This is a genomic window from Blautia sp. HCP3S3_H10_2 (assembly GCF_052122375.1).
Taxonomy (GTDB): domain Bacteria; phylum Bacillota; class Clostridia; order Lachnospirales; family Lachnospiraceae; genus Blautia_A.
In genome coordinates, this window is sequence record NZ_JBQKCL010000005.1 from 1 (window position 1) to 14,141 (window position 14,141).

Annotated in this window: 18 protein-coding genes and 3 tRNA genes; 18 read left to right on the forward strand and 3 right to left on the reverse strand. The window is 43.5% G+C overall.

The annotated features are described in order from the left end of the window. Positions 1 to 35 precede the first annotated feature (35 nt). The 8 genes from ACTQWB_RS06335 to ACTQWB_RS06370 all read left to right on the forward strand — a co-directional run bounded on the left by ACTQWB_RS06335 (position 36) and on the right by ACTQWB_RS06370 (position 6,264). A tRNA-Asn gene (locus ACTQWB_RS06335) sits at positions 36 to 108 on the forward strand. A gap of 31 nt (positions 109 to 139) precedes the next feature. Further along, positions 140 to 211, forward strand: a tRNA-Glu gene (locus tag ACTQWB_RS06340). A 28-nt stretch (positions 212 to 239) separates the two neighbouring features. Continuing rightward, positions 240 to 310 (forward strand) — tRNA-Cys (locus ACTQWB_RS06345). Positions 311 to 502: 192 nt separating this feature from the next. Then, positions 503 to 1,843 (forward strand): MATE family efflux transporter, encoded by a 1,341-nt coding sequence (locus tag ACTQWB_RS06350; RefSeq protein ID WP_441501134.1) that lies wholly within the window; start codon positions 503 to 505, stop codon positions 1,841 to 1,843. Between the two features lie 146 nt (positions 1,844 to 1,989). Next, positions 1,990 to 2,796: a DUF308 domain-containing protein gene (locus tag ACTQWB_RS06355; protein WP_441501135.1), complete on the forward strand. Its 807-nt coding sequence runs from the start codon at positions 1,990 to 1,992 to the stop codon at positions 2,794 to 2,796. Then, entirely contained in the window at positions 2,793 to 3,647 is an 855-nt protein-coding gene (locus tag ACTQWB_RS06360) for an arginase family protein (protein WP_441501136.1), read from the forward strand. The genes ACTQWB_RS06355 and ACTQWB_RS06360 overlap by 4 nt, the downstream gene beginning before the upstream one ends. Beyond that, positions 3,644 to 4,408, forward strand: coding sequence for a prolipoprotein diacylglyceryl transferase (locus ACTQWB_RS06365; RefSeq protein WP_441501137.1), 765 nt, complete (start codon positions 3,644 to 3,646; stop codon positions 4,406 to 4,408). The genes ACTQWB_RS06360 and ACTQWB_RS06365 overlap by 4 nt, the downstream gene beginning before the upstream one ends. 158 nt (positions 4,409 to 4,566) lie before the next feature. Further along, positions 4,567 to 6,264, forward strand: a complete 1,698-nt coding sequence (locus ACTQWB_RS06370) for a S8 family peptidase (RefSeq protein WP_441501138.1) — start codon at positions 4,567 to 4,569, stop codon at positions 6,262 to 6,264. Positions 6,265 to 6,368: 104 nt separating this feature from the next. Here the strand turns inward: ACTQWB_RS06370 and ACTQWB_RS06375 are convergent, their stop codons facing one another. Beyond that, positions 6,369 to 6,458, reverse strand: a complete 90-nt coding sequence (locus ACTQWB_RS06375) for a DUF6219 family protein (protein ID WP_441501139.1) — start codon at positions 6,456 to 6,458, stop codon at positions 6,369 to 6,371. Between the two features lie 95 nt (positions 6,459 to 6,553). Here ACTQWB_RS06375 and ACTQWB_RS06380 point away from each other — a divergent pair, with 95 nt between their 5' ends. From ACTQWB_RS06380 to ACTQWB_RS06410, 7 genes are all read left to right on the forward strand, one after another. Next, complete coding sequence (locus ACTQWB_RS06380) at positions 6,554 to 6,838, forward strand: transposase (RefSeq protein ID WP_005612369.1); 285 nt, start codon at positions 6,554 to 6,556, stop codon at positions 6,836 to 6,838. Positions 6,839 to 6,858: 20 nt separating this feature from the next. Continuing rightward, positions 6,859 to 7,365, forward strand: a complete 507-nt coding sequence (locus ACTQWB_RS06385; protein ID WP_441501140.1) for an IS3 family transposase — start codon at positions 6,859 to 6,861, stop codon at positions 7,363 to 7,365. Positions 7,366 to 7,501: 136 nt separating this feature from the next. Further along, positions 7,502 to 7,786 carry a hypothetical protein gene (locus ACTQWB_RS06390; protein WP_441501141.1) on the forward strand — a complete coding sequence of 95 codons (285 nt, stop codon included), beginning with the start codon at positions 7,502 to 7,504 and terminating at the stop codon, positions 7,784 to 7,786. Continuing rightward, entirely contained in the window at positions 7,728 to 8,234 is a 507-nt protein-coding gene (locus tag ACTQWB_RS06395; protein WP_441501142.1) for a helix-turn-helix transcriptional regulator, read from the forward strand. Before ACTQWB_RS06390 ends, ACTQWB_RS06395 begins: the two co-directional genes overlap by 59 nt. A 397-nt stretch (positions 8,235 to 8,631) precedes the next feature. After that, complete coding sequence (locus ACTQWB_RS06400; RefSeq protein WP_441501143.1) at positions 8,632 to 8,949, forward strand: hypothetical protein; 318 nt, start codon at positions 8,632 to 8,634, stop codon at positions 8,947 to 8,949. Between the two features lie 57 nt (positions 8,950 to 9,006). Further along, entirely contained in the window at positions 9,007 to 9,747 is a 741-nt protein-coding gene (locus ACTQWB_RS06405; protein WP_441501345.1) for a class I SAM-dependent methyltransferase, read from the forward strand. Between the two features lie 3 nt (positions 9,748 to 9,750). Continuing rightward, positions 9,751 to 10,236, forward strand: a complete 486-nt coding sequence (locus ACTQWB_RS06410) for a hypothetical protein (RefSeq protein ID WP_441501144.1) — start codon at positions 9,751 to 9,753, stop codon at positions 10,234 to 10,236. Positions 10,237 to 10,621: 385 nt separating this feature from the next. Here ACTQWB_RS06410 and ACTQWB_RS06415 read toward each other — a convergent pair whose 3' ends face one another. After that, positions 10,622 to 10,987: a hypothetical protein gene (locus ACTQWB_RS06415; RefSeq protein ID WP_441501145.1), complete on the reverse strand. Its 366-nt coding sequence runs from the start codon at positions 10,985 to 10,987 to the stop codon at positions 10,622 to 10,624. Between the two features lie 62 nt (positions 10,988 to 11,049). Next, a complete protein-coding gene (locus ACTQWB_RS06420; protein ID WP_441501146.1) occupies positions 11,050 to 12,279 on the reverse strand; it encodes a 6-phosphofructokinase in 1,230 nt (409 codons plus the stop codon). 53 nt (positions 12,280 to 12,332) lie between these two features. Here ACTQWB_RS06420 and ACTQWB_RS06425 point away from each other — a divergent pair, with 53 nt between their 5' ends. Genes ACTQWB_RS06425 through ACTQWB_RS06435 form a run of 3 tightly spaced genes read left to right on the forward strand, consistent with a single transcriptional unit; the run spans position 12,333 to position 14,140 of the window. After that, positions 12,333 to 12,524: a hypothetical protein gene (locus ACTQWB_RS06425; protein ID WP_441501147.1), complete on the forward strand. Its 192-nt coding sequence runs from the start codon at positions 12,333 to 12,335 to the stop codon at positions 12,522 to 12,524. Continuing rightward, a complete protein-coding gene (locus tag ACTQWB_RS06430) occupies positions 12,463 to 12,816 on the forward strand; it encodes a hypothetical protein (protein ID WP_441501148.1) in 354 nt (117 codons plus the stop codon). Before ACTQWB_RS06425 ends, ACTQWB_RS06430 begins: the two co-directional genes overlap by 62 nt. Continuing rightward, a complete protein-coding gene (locus ACTQWB_RS06435) occupies positions 12,785 to 14,140 on the forward strand; it encodes a vWA domain-containing protein (protein ID WP_441501149.1) in 1,356 nt (451 codons plus the stop codon). Before ACTQWB_RS06430 ends, ACTQWB_RS06435 begins: the two co-directional genes overlap by 32 nt. Position 14,141: the final 1 nt, after the last annotated feature.

The window sequence follows — 14,141 nt, forward strand, 5'->3', positions numbered from 1 at the left end:
CATGTATGTAGTTTTGAAGGTGCAAACCTTTATATTCCTCCTTAGCTCAGTCGGTAGAGCATTCGGCTGTTAACCGAAGTGTCGTTGGTTCGAGTCCAACAGGGGGAGTTTAATCGGAGCATGAAGCCCGATTTCATAAGGCTCCATGGTCAAGCGGTTAAGACACCGCCCTTTCACGGCGGTAACAGGGGTTCAAATCCCCTTGGAGTCATTCGCTTCGGCGAATAATTAAATAATATGGTGCCATAGCCAAGTGGTAAGGCAAAGGTCTGCAACACCTCTATCCCCAGTTCAAATCTGGGTGGCACCTCTTTAAGCTCTTGAATTTTCAAGAGCTTTTTTTATTATAAAGAAGCTAAAAAGTTTCGGAAAAGGCAATGACAAAAGAGAGTGTCAGTGCTATAATCCATATAACGATGGCGCAGGAAGAGGTTTCATGAACCTCTTTTTTGCGCTGGATTGCTATAGAATTTTTGGGGGTTACTAAAGGAGAAAGAGTAAAATGAAAAATGACAGACAGGACCTGACTTGTGGCTCTATCTGGGGGAAAATGCTGGTTTTCAGCATCCCGTTAATGCTTACAAATCTTTTACAGGTGTTGTTTAATATGGCGGATATTGCAGTTATCGGCCAGTTTGCCGGATCTTTGTCTCTGGGGGCAGTTGGGTCTACCACTACGCTGGTGACACTGTTTACAGGAATCCTGATCGGCATGGCAGGTGGAATCAATGTTCTGGTAGCCAGATTTTTTGGAGCGAAGGATAAGAGAAGCACGGTTCAGACCATTCATACAGCCCTTCTGGTAAGTCTGGCAACAGGTTTGATCGTACTGTTTTTTGGAATGGTTTTTTCCAAGGGAATCCTGGAGCTGATGAATACGAAGACAGAACTTCTTGGCGGGGCAGTACTGTATATACGAATCTATTTTCTGGGAATGCCAGCCCTTGCTTTGTATAATTTTGGAAATGCTGTGTGCAGTGCTTTTGGTGATACCCGGAAGCCGCTGTATTATCTGGCGGCAGCTGGTGTGGTCAATGTGCTTTTGAACCTGTTTTTTGTAATCGTCTGTAAAATGGATGTTGCAGGGGTTGCGACAGCAAGTATTATTTCCCAATATATATCTGCTTTTCTGATTTTGCGGGCACTTGTGAAAATGGGCGGAGATTACGCATTGCGCCTGTCAGAGCTGAAATTTGATAAGAGAATGGCGAAGTGTATTATTCAGATCGGTCTTCCGGCAGGTCTTCAGAATGGAATTTTCCAGCTGGCGAATCTGTTTATCCAGGCAGGTGTTAATTCTTTTGATGCCACAATGGTTGCCGGTAATTCAGCAGCTGCAAATGCAGATGCCCTTTTATATGACTCCATGGCTGCTTTTTATACGGCCTGTGGAAGCTTTATGGGACAGAATTATGGCGCTGGAAAAAGAGAGCGGGTACGGAACAGTTATCTGATCAGTCTCGCTTATTCCTTTGGAATCGGGCTGATAGGAGGCATTGCCCTGGTTATTTTTGGAAGACAATTCCTGGGGCTGTTTACAAATGATCTGGCAGTGGTGGAGGCCGGAATGAAGCGGCTTACCATTATGGGATACTGTTATGGATTTTCTGCTTTTATGGACAGTACCATTGCAGCTTCCCGTGCACTTGGCAAGAGCGTTGTTCCCACAATAATCGTTATTATGGGGTCCTGTGTATTTAGGATGATCTGGGTAAATACCGTGTTTGCATATTTCCGGACGATACCGTCTTTGTACCTGCTGTACATTTTCTCATGGGGAATTACGGCAATTGTGGAAATTATATATTTTGTACATGTTTATAAGAATACGAAGATTGGATAATGATGGTGGAAAATTGTAGCTGATAAACTATGATTTGGGTAGACGAAATTGTCGCGAAGAGTTATACTGCCAGAAAGAGCTATATAACCGGGAAAAACAGCATTCACGGAAATTGCTGTATTCCCGGAAAGATAGGAGGATTATTCATGGAAGAGAAGAAAAAAAAGATTTTCAGGGGGCAGATTCCCACAGCTGTTTTTTACCTTTTGTTTGGCTTATGCCTGGCACTTATGCCTGTAGAGACGGTAAATGTCCTTTGTAAAGTGGTATTTGGTCTGGTGCTGATCGGAGCTGGCATTTATCACGTTGTGATTTTTGTTCTGGAGAAGGAGAATTCTACCATACTGGATCTTTTTTCTGGAGTGATCGTATTGGTAATCGGTATTTTTCTGTTTATGAATCCCACGGTAGTTGTGAAACTTCTCACTTTAATGCTGGGTGCTTTTATTCTGGTAGACAGCATCTGGATGCTTCGGGGAAGTCTGAAGCTGAAAAAGAGAAAACAAGGAGTGTGGAAAGCATTTCTGGTGGAAAGTCTGATTTTTATCGGACTGGGTGTGTTGATTCTTGTAAACCCATTTTCTGAAATCAAGATGACAGTGCAGGTTTCCGGATGGATCTTTGTGGCAAATGGGGTGCTGGATATTATTTTTTATCTGATCCTGTGCCATGGACTGAAGAAAGAGACTGCACCTGACGAGAAGGATACTGGAAAGAATGTATCAGCAAGTGAGTCATTGGGAGCAAACGCTGATATGTCAGAAGAAGCTAAAAGTGAAAAAGCCCAGAGTGTGGGAGAGATAGATGATACTATAGGAGCAGAGACTGTAAGTGCCGATCAGGACAGCATGGAAAACTGGGAAAGCAAAGATGTCCAGGAACTAAAAGATCCTCAGGAGACAGGGGAAAACCAGGAAACTCAGGAAGAAGTTCTGGAGGAGTGGAAGGATTGAACTTAAATATTGTGATCATGAATTTTTCCGGAATTTATGAGGAAGAGCTGTTTTACCAGAATGAAGAAGTTTTCTGGCTTGATCTAAAGGATATTTCAGGGACAAACTGCTACTGTGATGAAGAAGCCGTAGATCAGATTCTGGAAAGGCTGGAAAAATGTCCTGGTTCCGGTATCTATTTTATCGATTCTGGTAATTATCATTATATGAGTCGGATTGGGGCACAGAGAGTGAAGGAGCCTTTTAATCTGTTGGTTTTTGATAATCATACGGACATGCAGCTGCCAGCTTTTGGAGGACTTTTGTCCTGCGGCGGGTGGATTGCCAGTGCATTGGAAGAGGTGGAGAACCTTAAGGAAGTCTGGCTGATCGGACCAGATGAAGAGGCGTACAGCCAGGTGGAAGAACCGTTTAAAGACAGGGTAAGGTTTTTGTCAAGAGAAGAATTGTCCCAGATGAGAATGTACCATGGAATCATACAAGATGATGAAAAAACAGGAATTAATGGAAAAGTACAAAAAAATATAGAAATACAGGATAAGAAAATCCGAAATTGGATACAGGAAATTCCAGCAGAGATTCCATTATATGTATCTATTGATAAAGATGTGCTTTGTAAAGAGAATGCCAGTACAACCTGGAGCCAGGGAGATATGACTCTGGAAGAGCTGTTGGAAATGTTAACTGATTTTACCACTGAGTTCTGGAAAAAAGGTGGCAGGATCCTGCAGGTAGATATCTGTGGGGAGTGTGATCCGGATGAAAGCGTGGAGAACAATAAGAACGACCATGCCAACCGGGAACTTCTGAAGTTTTGGAAAGGCTGCTTTGAGAGAGGAATTTTACTATGAAAAATGAACTTCTGAAGATAGGTCCATTTACCGTATATGGGTATGGATTGATGATCGCCATCGGTATTCTGGCTGCGTATTTTACAGGGGAAGCCAGGGCGAAGAAGCGGAAACTGCCTTATGAGCATGTTTTTTACCTGGTGGTATGGTGTGTTCTGGGTGGCTTTCTGGGTGCAAAAATTTTGTACTGGATCACGGAATGGAAAAGCATCGCAGAAAATCCAGGATTTCTTAGAGATACATTGACAGATGGATTTGTAGTATTTGGCGGCATTATCGGTGGAATCATTACTGCTTATGTATATTGTAAGGTGGAAAAGCTGGATTTTCTTCGCTTTTTTGATACATTGATGCCATCTGTGGCGTTGGCACAGGGCTTCGGCAGAATTGGGTGTCTGCTGGCTGGCTGCTGTTACGGAAAAGAGACCAGCAGTCACCTTTCCATAACGTTTCAGGACTCTGCATTTGCGCCTAATGGCATAGCATTGATTCCTACCCAGATTTATTCCAGTATTCTTGATTTCTTACATTATGGATTACTGCTTCTGATCTTGAAAAGACAGAAAAAGGATGGAGAGACTGCAGCTGCTTATTTGATTTTTTACAGTGCAGGACGGTTTATACTGGAATTTTTCCGTGGGGATCTGGCCCGCGGAAGTGTGGGCGTTTTGTCTACCTCGCAGTTTATTTCTTTGTTTACGTTTGCCGCGGGAGTTATATTGCTGGTGTATTTTGCTGGAAAAAGAAGTGTAAAGTCGTAACTGTCCAGAAAAAGACTGGAAATTAAATTGGGCTGATATCTTGTATAAAGCAATATGAAAGGCATGTTTCAGGACGAAAGTGAAGAATTGTGAAGCATTGTAAATGCATAACAAAGATAAAAGAAGCATACTTTATAATAAAAATTATAGGAGCAACCATGCAAAAAATGGACATGGAAAACAGGGTGTCACCAGCCCAGAATGAGATGTATGCAGATTTTATTGTAAAATATATGAGTGAGTTTCCGGAAGACCTGGGCGATGTCCCAGGTCTTAGTTTTCAGAGGATAAATGCAATATATGGGGTTGTTTATGCGCCTTTGACAGAAATTGGAGAGCTGAATATCAATACGTATTCCTATAGTTTTATCCCAAAATGTTATACTTATATGGATCTGGGCGGCTTAAGTGCATCTGGAATCACCAGATTACAGGAACAACCCTATCTGCAGCTGAAAGGGAAGGGAACGGCTATTGCAGTTGTGGATTCTGGAATTGATTACCGGAATCCTCTTTTTCAGAACGAAATGGGCAGCAGAATCCTTTGTATCTGGGATCAGACTCTGGAAGGGGATGGAAAAGAAGTACCTTATGGCCGTGTTTTCTGGAAAAATGATATTGACAGAGCTCTTTCCTCGGAAAATCCTTTGGAAATTGTACCGTCTACAGACACAAATGGGCATGGAACCAGAATGGCGGCCATTGCAGCCGGAAATTATTTTCCAGAAGAGAATTTCTCAGGAGCTGCACCGGAGGCTATGCTTATTATTGTGAAAGTAAAACAGGCAAAAAAATATCTCCAGGAATTTTATCTTTTTCCATCGGATGCTGAGCTGTTTCAGGAAAATGATATTATAATGGGGATGGATTTTGCGGTACAGACAGCTGGTGCCAGGAAACTTCCTCTTTCCATATGTCTTGGAATCGGAACCAGTCAGGGAGCCCATATTGGAAAAAATCCATTGAGCATTTATGTGGATTATGCATCCCAGTTTTCCCAGATTTCAGTGTCTATTGCTGCAGGAAATGAGGGGGCTGCGAGACATCACTACGCAGGACGTCTTACAGAACGGGAAAACCAGATTGGCGCAGAACTTAGGGTTGGAGAGAAGGAACCTGGATTTACTATGGAATTCTGGGGCGAGCCGCCGGAAATCTATCATCTTTCCCTGCAGTCACCTACCGGAGAAATTCTGGATATCAGCGCATCCATTGGGGATGTGACACAAGTGCTGAGGTTTGTTTTCGTGGAAACCAGGGTGGAGGTAAATTATATTCCAATTGAAAGGCAGACTGGACATACTCTTGTATATTTTCGGTTTATCCAGCCGGCGGCAGGGATATGGCGGATTCTGATAAACGGCCGGGATAACCAGAATGTAGGTTTCCATATGTGGCTGCCTGTGCAGAGCCTGATTTCTGAGGAAACTTACTTCCTGGAGCCATCTCCCTATAATACAGTGACTGCGCCGGGAGATTCCCTGGAAAGTATTACCGTGACATCCTACCAATATAGGGATAACAGTTTGTATGTGCAGGCAAGCAGGGGATTTATGCCAGATGGAAATATAGTGCCGCAGGTAGCCGCACCAGGAGTGGAGCTTCGTGTACCTTTACTGAACGGGCTTTATGGAACCGCTTCCGGAAGCAGTCTTTCTGCGGCGCAGACAGCAGGAGCTGCTGCACTTTTGTTTGAGTGGGCTCTGATACGCGGAAACCGTCCCTACTTTACCGGATCTAGTGTAAAAAATTACATTATAAGAGGGGCAAAACGGGAAGAAAAGATGCAGTATCCCAATAGGGAATGGGGGTTCGGCAGGCTGGATCTGTATCGGACGTTTGAGTTGCTGACGTGAATGGGTTCTAATCAGAATCAGGTTGAGTGCCTGATGGAAGCAGCTCTTTCCATCAGGCATAAATGTAAAGATTGCCGTCTATAAATATCCTTTTTAACTGCTAATTATTCTGCACTTTCTTCAGAAACTTGTGCTTTCTTTGTCTTGGACTTTCCAGATATCATTTTATGCCCTGAGTAGATTGACATGCTCATGCTGTTGCTAGAATATAAATAGTACAAGCCAAAATGAGAAATTTCAAATACACATAAGCATGGTACAATAGAAACATGCTGAAGGAGGATCTCATATGGCAAAGCAACATGACAAACAATTTAAACTTGATGCAGTCCAGTACTATCAGGATCACAAAGATCTCGGAGTACGTGGATGTGCAGAAAATCTTGGCATCGGCTACAGTACATTAACAAAGTGGCTGAAAGACTTCCGGGAATCAGGTGATATTCCTGTTCGTGGTTCTGGTAATTATGCATCTGATGAGCAGAAGGAAATTGCCCGTCTCAGGCGTGAATTACGTGATGCCCAAGATGCACTTGATGTGTTAAAAAAAGCAATCAACATTCTGGGAAAATGACGGAAGCCATTTATCTCGAAGTGTCTGAGAAGACGGAAGCTGCCAAAAAGGCTGGACGCCGGGTTTCCGTCTCCGGAATGTTGAAGTTTTTAGGTGTCTCTCGCTCAGGATATCTTGCATGGCTCCACCATGTACCTTCTGATACAGAAAAACGTCGTGAAGCTGTGAAAGCAAAAATACAGGATATTTATGATGATTCCAAGCAGAACTACGGTGCTCCGAAAATCACTGTAGAACTTCGAAAAACTGGTGAAGTCATTTCGGAAAGAACCGTTGGTACATATATGCGCCAAATGGGGATCCGTGCTCAGTGGAGCAAACCATGGACAATCACCACAAAAGATTCCGATTTCAGCACTGAATTACAAAATATCCTTGATGAGCAATTTAATCCTGATCGTCCGAATGCAGTCTGGTGTTCGGATATCACCTACATCTGGACAATAGATGGAAATCCGTATGAGAAAGAACATGATTTGGCACAGGAAGCATTTACGGAAAAATATGGAAAGTTCGGGGAAAATTGAAAACGGAAGAGGAGATTGCAAGGGAAAAGCGGGAGCATACGCGCCGTTTGTATACAATAAGCGATGTACCGGAATATGCGGAGATTTCAAAAAAGTGGATGACAGCCGAGGCTGAACTGCGCAAGTACAGGGATAAATGCATGAAACAGGGGATGGCACTCATGATTCCAAATTTATCACAGAGCAGAAATCCAATCAGCTGATCCGGAAATTGGAGAAGCTTTGCTGCAGGTCCGATGCAGAAATTCTGGCGAAGCAGGTTTTCGTGGTAAATCGTCCCAAAACAGAGAACGAAACTATTTATTATAACGTAGATGATATTCATACCGCTATATTTGAGAATAAGGAGATTTCCTTCCAATATGCGGAATGGACGGTACAAGAAGAAGCTGCGCCTGAAAAAGAATGGCGCCATGTATGAGGTGAGCCCCTGGGCACTGACCTGGGATGATGAGAATTATTACCTGGTTGCCTATGATGACAAAGCAGGAATCATTAAGCATTACCGGGTAGATAAGATGCTTCATATGTCTGTGCTGGATACAGAACGTAAGGGAAAAGAATGCTTTGATCATTTTGATCTGGCTGCATTTGCGAAGAAAACCTTCGGAATGTATGGAGGCGTTGATACGGAAGTTACGTTAAACTGTGCCAGTTATCTGGCTGGAGTGATCATCGACCGATTCGGGCATGATACCTGGATGGTGTCCATAGATCAGGAACATTTCAGGGCAAGAGTTCTGGCAGCAGTCAGTCCACAGTTCTTTGGATGGCTGACCGGCATTGGAGCAGGAATGCAGATTGAAGGACCGGAAAATGTCAGGGAGCAGTATAGGGAGTATCTGCAGGAGATCATTGAGAAATACTGAAGACAGTTTCCAATATTGACCGTTCAATGAATTGCAGACTTTATTTACAATAGAAAAAAGAAAGATGAAAAGAGCTGGATGATGGAAAGAAGATCATCTGGCTTTTTTTTGATACTGATTTTGGAAGTGCAGATTTTTGCACACCTATCTATGGCATAATACACCTATCAGGAACGAAGAAACGAGTTTTCAGACAGGAAGGTGAATGGAATGAAAGGTTATTTTGTCAAAGATGGTTACATGGGATTGGTAGACGGCGTTTACAGACTGTTCGCCGATGAAACTGATTACTATGAGTACATGGCTGATTAGAGCAAATAAGAAAATAAGAGACTAAAAATGATTGGATTAATTTACAATCTGGATTAATAAGAGTTCAAGCAAGGAGGAGAAGAACATGAGCAGTAAGGATGGTTACAGTAGAAAGGGATTTTTCGGTGAGATTAAACATTACGACAGCAAAGGACATAAGATTGGAGAGAGTAGACCGGGGCTCTTCGGTGGGTATAACAATTATGATGCAAGCGGTCACAAAGTAGGAGAGAGCAGACCAGGGCTTTTCGGCGGAATGAATCATTATGATACCAATGGTCACAAAATGGGAGAATCAAGACAGGGATTCTTTGGCGGTGTCAATCATTATGATTCAAACGGACATAAGACAGGTCACAGCAACAGAGGATTTTTTGGTGACTGGAATAATTATGATGACTGACAGGGAGGAAAGAAAGATGTCAAAACTTTATTTTACGCTTACAGGAACAAAGTACCCATCTATGCCAGAGCAAAAGAAAGCAAAAGCCGCGGTGTGATTTGTGATAAAAAAGCTGAGGAAATCGTCAGCAGGCTCGATTACGATTTTTCTCTTGCGGACAAAGATACCGCCATGCATAGCGGTGTTATTGCCCGCACCATCGTGCTGGACCGTTTGACAACGGCGTGGCTGGCAGCACATCCCGGTGGCGTTGTGGTTAACATTGCCTGCGGGCTGGACACCCGGTGTTATCGGATGAAAGGGTATGCACACTGGTATAACCTTGATCTGCCAGAAACGATGGCCGTACGTGCAGAACTCCTGTCGGAGAGTGGCTTGATTTCGCAGATTGCCATGTCCGCTATGGACAACTGGGGCGATGAAATCAAAGAGAAAACTGTACCGGTGCTGGTCATCATCGAAGGATTGACCATGTATCTGTCCGAAGCGGACGTGCAACGAATCTTTGCAGTAATTTCTGGGCGCTTTCGGAAAGCGACTGTGTTTGTGGAAACTATGAATCCGATGATTGTGAAGCGGTTCAAGGAAAAATCCATTGATGCCAGCAACGCAAAATTTGCGTGGGGTGTGAAAAATGGCGCTGCCCTTGCGGAACTTGTTCCGAATTTCCGACTTATGGAGGAACACAGCCTGACGGAAGGCATGGCGGTCTTTGTGCCGGTCTATAAGCTGCTGGACCAGCTGCCGTTTGTGAGGAACATTTCAAACAAAATCATCGTACTGGAAAAGGAGGCATAAAGAATGTTGTTGCAAACAATTCTGGAAGGGCTGGGACTGGGCGCACTGCTGGTTACAGTCTGTGCCGTCGGTATCCGCAAAAGTGCTGTTGGCATGGTGCATTTGTATGGCCAGAACGTGCAGGAACGGTGCATTGCACTGGGTCTGACCACGAAGGAGAATATCAAACGGAACGCGCTGCGCTTCAAGGTAATTTGTATTCCGATGTATCTTGCCTATGTGATGGCGTGCGTGTATGCCATCAATGGAGCGCAGGGCTTTTGGAATGGCTTCTGGCAGTGCTTCGTCATCCTGTCCGTGATGAATCTCATCGACCGACTTGGTATTGATGGTTATTGGGTCGGCCACACCAAAGCGTGGGTGATTCCGAAAACGGAGGATCTGATGCCGTATATCTCAAAAGCCGATAAGAAAAAGAAATGGTTGTTCGGAACCGTGGGAATGCTGCTGATCGCTCTGGTTCTTGCGGGGATTGGAACACTGCTGTAAGAGGAAAAGTAAAATGGAAATCAAACGGTTCGGCAACCTGGATGGGTAAAAGAACATGCTGGAGTGAACAAAATGAAACGAAATTATCTGATTGAGGTATTCTATAAAACGACTGTAAGCGATTTCTTTCAAGAAATATGTTGCAAACCATAAGCCGGAACACGCCTTCCGCTTTTCCAAGCGTGGATACCGTAAAGATGGTGACTTTACGAATCTTCCGCTTTACCTTGCCCGAAAAACCAAAGACCTGCTGTAATCTGGTTTTTATAACCGCAATTGACTGGATTCTTTTTTAACGAAATGGAAGAGGAAAGACGTAAGAGCCTGATGGAAGCGGCTCTTCCACCAGGCTCTCTTTTATACTTAAATTCATGAGACGGGGCTCTTACATGATGTAGCTATCAGCATTAATCATTTTAGTAGAGAGCAAATCATTAAAGCCGCCCGCCATTCCTGAAAATTTGTTGTCACCAGATTCTCCAATTTTAGCTACATTTTTGGCAACAGCAGCGATAGCACATTCCTGTTCCTCACTACAAGATACTTTGGCACAGTTTTCAATCATAAGACGATCCAGTATAAGTTCCGATGTTACATCTGGCGCAATCTTTATAGTAGCAGTATTTCTCAAAAGAACTTTATTAGGAGAACTTTCAAGCAGTGTCTTATCAACTCCGACATGTGGCTTATTTTCAATGATTCTACCTTCACATTTAAATTCCTCAAGATTAAGAAGAAAGCCCTTTTCCATTGTAATGACAGATTGGGTGTACTGACGTATCCCATTACATGGAAAGGGGCTTTTGTTCCGGATTATTTTCTATAGACGCATACCGGCAGTCCATCTTCTCCCAGAGGAAGCTCTACATTCCCTTGAATAAGAGGACGTGCATAATGGATAAAATCCTCTGTTACATCAGAGCCATCCTTACAGATCCAGGAAAGAGGAACTGTTTTTTCTTCGTTACAGATCAGATTTACATCTTCAAGGCCACATTTCATCTGGTAAACACCATCAGGTGTCTCCTGGCGCACAAAGGAGACCATTTTGCCTGTTTCGCCCTTAAGAGCAGCCTGGACACCGAAAATACCAGCAGCAATGGCTTCCTGGCGGTCTGTATCGGAAAGCATGGAAGCGCTGCAACGCTGGTTCACGTTCAGCTCAATGGAGCGGGCCTTTACGCCGAGGCGGTTACGAACCAGATTTTCCAGATATTTGCCGCAGCCTGCCAGCATTTTATGACCGAAAGTGTCTGTTCCAACGGAATTATCGTATTCGCAGATGAAGGTTCCGTTTGCATCATGGATTCCCTCGGAAACGCAAACCACAACATTACAATTCTTATCAAATGCTGCATTTACTTTATTAAGAAAATCCTCTGTATCAAAGGCTGTTTCCGGAAGATAAATGAGAAGCGGATTGTCACCTGTGTATCTGCGTGCCAGAGCACTTGCGGCAGTAAGCCATCCGGCATGGCGTCCCATGATCTCTACGATGGTTACAGATTTTTTTTCATAAACATTTGCATCCAGGGTGATTTCACGGACTGTAGAGGCTACATATCGGGCAGCACTTCCAAATCCGGGAGTGTGATCGGTGTGGACAAGGTCATTATCAATTGTTTTCGGCTCGCCGATGATGCGGATATCACTTCCGGTCATAGCAGCATAGCGGGAAAGCTTGCTTACCGTATCCATAGAATCATTGCCGCCGATGTAGAAGAACCAGCCAATGTTCATATTTTGGAATTTCTGGAAAAGCTTGGGATATACCGGGTCATCCAGGGATTCTGGAAGCTTATAGCGGCAGGAACCAAGATAAGCACCTGGAGTGTAGGTAAGGTATTCCAGTTTATCCCCTGGAAGGGCTTCTTCGAAGTCCAGAACAGTGCCTGCAAGGAAGCCTTCAATCCCATTTACCATGCCGTAAACATGTCCGATTTCTTCCTGACGGAGTCCTTCAGATACTACGCCGTAAAGACTACTGTTGATAACTGCGGTAGGTCCGCCGGATTGTCCGACGATCAGATTCTTTTTTGCCATTTCAATGAAACCTCCTGTGTTTTGTATCTACATTATAACAGGGGAAAGGGATTGTGGCAAATCTGAAAAATCCGATTGTAGGAAAAGAGGGATTGGATTATAATAGTAGGCAGGGAAACTGCGTGGAAGAAAAAATTATGGGCTTTAGAACCTTTTTCAAACAGGCTTTAGCATGGAGCAGAAATGGAAAAAGAACAGAATATGTTATACCGGAAATTCCAGACTACAGGTCAGGAGCGAATTAAGCTTGCCTGCGCCCTGGAGGGATTTTTTTCGGAAGAGGAAGATCAAAAAGAGCAAAAAGCAGACTATAGGGAATATCTGAAACGGAGAATCCGCCCGGCAATGGAGAAACTGATCAAAGAAGAAGACACGGCGGGAATGGAGCTTCTGGAGGCGCAGGGATGGTTTGGCGAGAAAGAACTGGAACTGTTTATCAGGATAGCCCGGCAGGAGAGAAGTCTGGAGAGTCTGGTATGGCTGATGAAGCTAAAGGATTCCAAATATGGATATACAGAGAAGAAATTTGAATTCTGAGAGAAAGAAAGCAGACCAGTATCAGGATATTGGGCTGGAGATATTGTACAACTGCCAGAAAGAAATTTGCGCGAGATTTCCTTACTTTTCCCGTGCACTGATGGAGCTTCCTTTTGTGGTAGAATCAGAGGAAAACGTGGGTGACATTGCAGATACGACTGGAATATTGGGCGGGTTTCATGGGATTGGTACAGATGGGGAAAAAATAAAAGCAGACGCCTTATTTCTAATCAGGACCTGTTCAGAGGAACCGGAAAAATTAAAACGTGGGTATCTGCACATGCTATTTCATTGCCTTTATCTCCATCCTTTCTATGGGGAAAAGAAAGAAAAAAGGATATGGAATCTGGCATGTGATCTGGCTGCGGAACTCCTTATACAGGCAGATATACCTGGAAATCTGTGGCCTTTTCAAGCACAAATACAAAGAAAAAGACAGTCGGTTTTTAATTTTTTTAAAGGGAAGATTCTCTCTCCAGAGGTAATTTATCAGCTCCTGACAGAGCAGAAAATCCCCTTTGAAATCGAAAATCTGGAGTCACTTTTTTCATTCGATGACCATTCTTTGTGGAATCAGAATACAGGTAGAAAAGAAGAAAAAAGAAGCAGGTGGGAGAGAATCCTGACTTATACAACTCTTGGAAAAGAGAGGCAGAAGCATCGGATCGGAGCAGCAAAAGGAAAACGCGAAGAGGAGCTGGAAGAACTATATAGAAGCAGATATGATTACCGGAAATTTCTCCGGAAGTTTGCCTTTCCAAGAGAAGAAATCCAATTGGATGAGGAAAGCTTTGACTATATTTTTTATAATCTAGGCATGGAAAAATATGGAAATCTTCCCTTGATCGAACCGTTGGAATACAAAGAAGTGAACCGTCTGGAAGAACTTGTGATCGCGATTGACACTTCCGGTTCCTGTTCCAAAGAGCTGGTACAGAGATTTCTGGGGGAAACCTATGAGATCCTTAGCAACAGGGAGAATTTCTTTCGGAAGATGAAAGTGTATATTCTACAATGTGACTGTTGTATTCAGTTGTATAAGGTAATCCATTCCGAAGAAGAGTGGAGAGAATATATTCGAAATGTAAAAATAGAGGGGCGTGGAGGAACGGATTTCAGACCTGTTTTTGAATTTATCCGTAAAGAAAAAGAAAAACAGAAACTTAAGAATCTGAAGGCTTTGATCTATTTTACAGACGGAGATGGAATCTATCCAAGGCAGAAACCGGATTATGAGACGGCTTTTGTATTTGTAAAAAAGACGGAAAATATGAGACTTGTGCCAGACTGGGCATATAAACTGGTCGTTGGTGAAAGGACATAAG

What these genes read in the sequence shown, in the direction of transcription:
- ACTQWB_RS06365 (WP_441501137.1), top strand. Translation starts at nt 3,644, where the DNA reads ATGAAAAATGAACTTCTGAAGATAGGTCCATTTACCGTATATGGGTAT.
- ACTQWB_RS06415 (WP_441501145.1), bottom strand. Translation starts at nt 10,987, where the DNA reads ATGGAAAAGGGCTTTCTTCTTAATCTTGAGGAATTTAAATGTGAAGGT.
- ACTQWB_RS06400 (WP_441501143.1), top strand. Translation starts at nt 8,632, where the DNA reads ATGAGCAGTAAGGATGGTTACAGTAGAAAGGGATTTTTCGGTGAGATT.
- ACTQWB_RS06420 (WP_441501146.1), bottom strand. Translation starts at nt 12,279, where the DNA reads ATGGCAAAAAAGAATCTGATCGTCGGACAATCCGGCGGACCTACCGCA.
- ACTQWB_RS06370 (WP_441501138.1), top strand. Translation starts at nt 4,567, where the DNA reads ATGCAAAAAATGGACATGGAAAACAGGGTGTCACCAGCCCAGAATGAG.
- ACTQWB_RS06390 (WP_441501141.1), top strand. Translation starts at nt 7,502, where the DNA reads ATGCATGAAACAGGGGATGGCACTCATGATTCCAAATTTATCACAGAG.
- ACTQWB_RS06350 (WP_441501134.1), top strand. Translation starts at nt 503, where the DNA reads ATGAAAAATGACAGACAGGACCTGACTTGTGGCTCTATCTGGGGGAAA.
- ACTQWB_RS06395 (WP_441501142.1), top strand. Translation starts at nt 7,728, where the DNA reads ATGCGGAATGGACGGTACAAGAAGAAGCTGCGCCTGAAAAAGAATGGC.
- ACTQWB_RS06375 (WP_441501139.1), bottom strand. Translation starts at nt 6,458, where the DNA reads ATGAGCATGTCAATCTACTCAGGGCATAAAATGATATCTGGAAAGTCC.
- ACTQWB_RS06410 (WP_441501144.1), top strand. Translation starts at nt 9,751, where the DNA reads ATGTTGTTGCAAACAATTCTGGAAGGGCTGGGACTGGGCGCACTGCTG.
- ACTQWB_RS06380 (WP_005612369.1), top strand. Translation starts at nt 6,554, where the DNA reads ATGGCAAAGCAACATGACAAACAATTTAAACTTGATGCAGTCCAGTAC.
- ACTQWB_RS06355 (WP_441501135.1), top strand. Translation starts at nt 1,990, where the DNA reads ATGGAAGAGAAGAAAAAAAAGATTTTCAGGGGGCAGATTCCCACAGCT.
- ACTQWB_RS06435 (WP_441501149.1), top strand. Translation starts at nt 12,785, where the DNA reads ATGGATATACAGAGAAGAAATTTGAATTCTGAGAGAAAGAAAGCAGAC.
- ACTQWB_RS06430 (WP_441501148.1), top strand. Translation starts at nt 12,463, where the DNA reads ATGGAAAAAGAACAGAATATGTTATACCGGAAATTCCAGACTACAGGT.